General features: G+C 72.4%; 3 protein-coding genes. All 3 read right to left on the reverse strand.

Annotation, left to right across the window (positions count from 1 at the left end; all coding sequences use genetic code 11):
- Positions 1 to 41: 41 nt before the first annotated feature.
- A complete protein-coding gene (locus N864_RS25255; protein WP_162164565.1) occupies positions 42 to 203 on the reverse strand; it encodes a hypothetical protein in 162 nt (53 codons plus the stop codon).
- Between the two features lie 94 nt (positions 204 to 297).
- Entirely contained in the window at positions 298 to 1,659 is a 1,362-nt protein-coding gene (locus tag N864_RS21710) for an MBL fold metallo-hydrolase (protein ID WP_034722385.1), read from the reverse strand.
- 12 nt (positions 1,660 to 1,671) lie between these two features.
- Positions 1,672 to 1,998, reverse strand: a complete 327-nt coding sequence (locus tag N864_RS21715; RefSeq protein WP_034722384.1) for a rhodanese-like domain-containing protein — start codon at positions 1,996 to 1,998, stop codon at positions 1,672 to 1,674.
- Positions 1,999 to 2,181 lie beyond the last annotated feature (183 nt).

Consider the following 2,181-nt stretch of genomic DNA (forward strand, 5'->3'; position numbering starts at 1 on the left):
GGCCCGGGACGGGGGCCCGGACCCCAGCCGCCCGCTGGGGGTCAGCCCCGGTTGAACAACCGGGACAGGAAGCCGCCACCGGCTGCCGCGGCGTCCTTCTCGTGGCCTGGGCAGCGCTGGTTGGACGGCACGTTGCGCATGACCTGGTCGACGTGCTGGCCACATCCGGCCCACGTCGTCTTGCCACAGGTCCTGCAGTTCACGGGACGGCACATAATCTGGTTTCTCCTTCTAGGGGTTGTTCCGGCAGGCGCCGGTCAATGGGGTTGGGACAGGGAGGTGGGGCCGGAGCCCCGGTCAGGCCGCGACGAGAGGCAGCCCACTGGCGCCAGCGTGCTCGTCGAAGTCGTCGTCGATCGCCACGACGTGGCGGCCGTTGGCGGCGAGCAGGGAGGCGGCGACCGAGGCGCGGTAGCCAGCGGCACAGTGCACCCACACCTCCCCGTGCGGCACGTCGTCGAGTCGCGAGGGGAGCTCATGGATCGGGATGTGCACGGCCTCGGCGATGTGCGAGGCGTCGTACTCGCTCGCCCGCCGCACGTCGAGCACGACCACGGGACGGTGGTGCCGCACCTGGGCGAGGTCGCCGAAGGTGGCCTGCTCGAACGAGGCCAGCGGCCCGTCCGTCCAGTCCTCCGGCCGTCCGGTGGCGGCACCGGCGAGGCGGTCGACACCGATCCGGACCAGCTCGCGCTGAGCCTCGGCGACCTGCTCGGGCGACTCGCCGAGGAGGGTCAGCGGGCTGCCCCACGGGATGAGCCAGCCGACGTACGTCGCGAACTGGCCATCGACCCCGAAGTTCACGGTCCCGGCGACGTGGCCGGCCGCGAAGGCCGTCCGGGTGCGCAGGTCGACGACCCACTCGCCGGCCGCGATCCGCCGGGCCAGCACGGCCTTGTCGGCGCGCTCGGGCGAACTGAGATCGGCCGGTCCGGGACCCTGCAGGTTGGCCGGGCCCATGTGGGCGTAGTAGGCGGGATAGGCGTCGAGGCCCGCGAGGGTGTCGGCGACCCAGCGCTCCTCGTCCTGGGTCAGGGCGGGGTTGGCCCGCCTCTCCTGGCCGATGGTCGAGGCGGTGGTGTCTCCCGTCGAGCCGGCGGAACAGAAGCTGCCGAAGCCGTGCGTCGGCAGGACCTGGGCCGCCTCCGGCAGCTCGCTGGCGAGCCGGTGCGCCGAGGCGTACTGCTGCCGGACGAGGTCGTGGGTGTGCTCCGGACCGAGCAGGTCGGGGCGGCCGGTCGCCCCGAAGAGCAGGGAGCCCCCGGTGAAGACGCCGATCGGCTCGCCGTCCGACTCGAGGGCGTAGGACAGGTGCGTGAAGGTGTGGCCGGGGGTCGCGATGGCCCGGACCGTGAGGCTCGGGGACACCTCGATCGTGTCGCCGTCCCGCACAGGCACCCGCTCGTAGGCGACGTCGTCCGCCGCGTTGACGTGGTAGCTCGCCCCCGTGGCCCGGGCGAGCGCGAGTCCGCCGGTCACGTAGTCGTTGTGGATGTGCGTCTCGAAGACATGGGTGATCGAGACGCCGGCCTCCTCCGCGACCGCCAGGACACGGTCGAGGTCGCGCTGGGGGTCGATGACGAGGGCCACCCGACCGTCGTGCGCCAGGTAGCTGCGGTCGCCGAGGGTCGGGGTGTCGATCGCGATGATGGTCGCCATGGGCATTCCCCCTCAGGCCGCGTTGGCGCGCGGTCCGGTGACGACGGGCCGGCCGGACTGCGCCCAGGCGGTGGTGCCGCCGTCGACGGAGCGCGCCTCGAATCCGACGGCGCCGAGGAAGTCGGCCATCGCGCGGCTGCGGTTGCCGGAGGCGCAGATGACGTAGACGGGGCGTGAGCGGTCGAGCTCGGCCACCCGACTGGGCAGCTGGCCCATCGGCATGAGGACGGCGCCCGGCACGTGGCCGGCGACGTACTCGCCGGGCTCGCGCACGTCGACGACGGTTGCCCCGTCGGCCCGTGCTGCGGCCAGCTCGGTGATCGTCGCGGTCAGGGTCATCTGATGGCTCCTTCTCCTGGATGACTGCGGACTACATACCCATGGGGGTATATGCTGAACGAGGTTAACCCGACTCGGCGGGTTCGCGCCAATCGGGCCGCCGGACCCGCGCGGCCGCCGCCACCGGCAGACATCGCCCCTCGATGCCGGAATGGATCGGGCACGGCCACTGTTGGACCATAT

Source organism: Intrasporangium chromatireducens Q5-1 (assembly GCF_000576575.1).
Taxonomy (GTDB): Bacteria; Actinomycetota; Actinomycetes; order Actinomycetales; family Dermatophilaceae; genus Intrasporangium_A; species Intrasporangium_A chromatireducens.

Bases quoted from the DNA above. Each gene is read 5' to 3' on its own strand.
- N864_RS21710 (WP_034722385.1), bottom strand. From the start codon at position 1,659: ATGGCGACCATCATCGCGATCGACACCCCGACCCTCGGCGACCGCAGC.
- N864_RS21715 (WP_034722384.1), bottom strand. From the start codon at position 1,998: ATGACCCTGACCGCGACGATCACCGAGCTGGCCGCAGCACGGGCCGAC.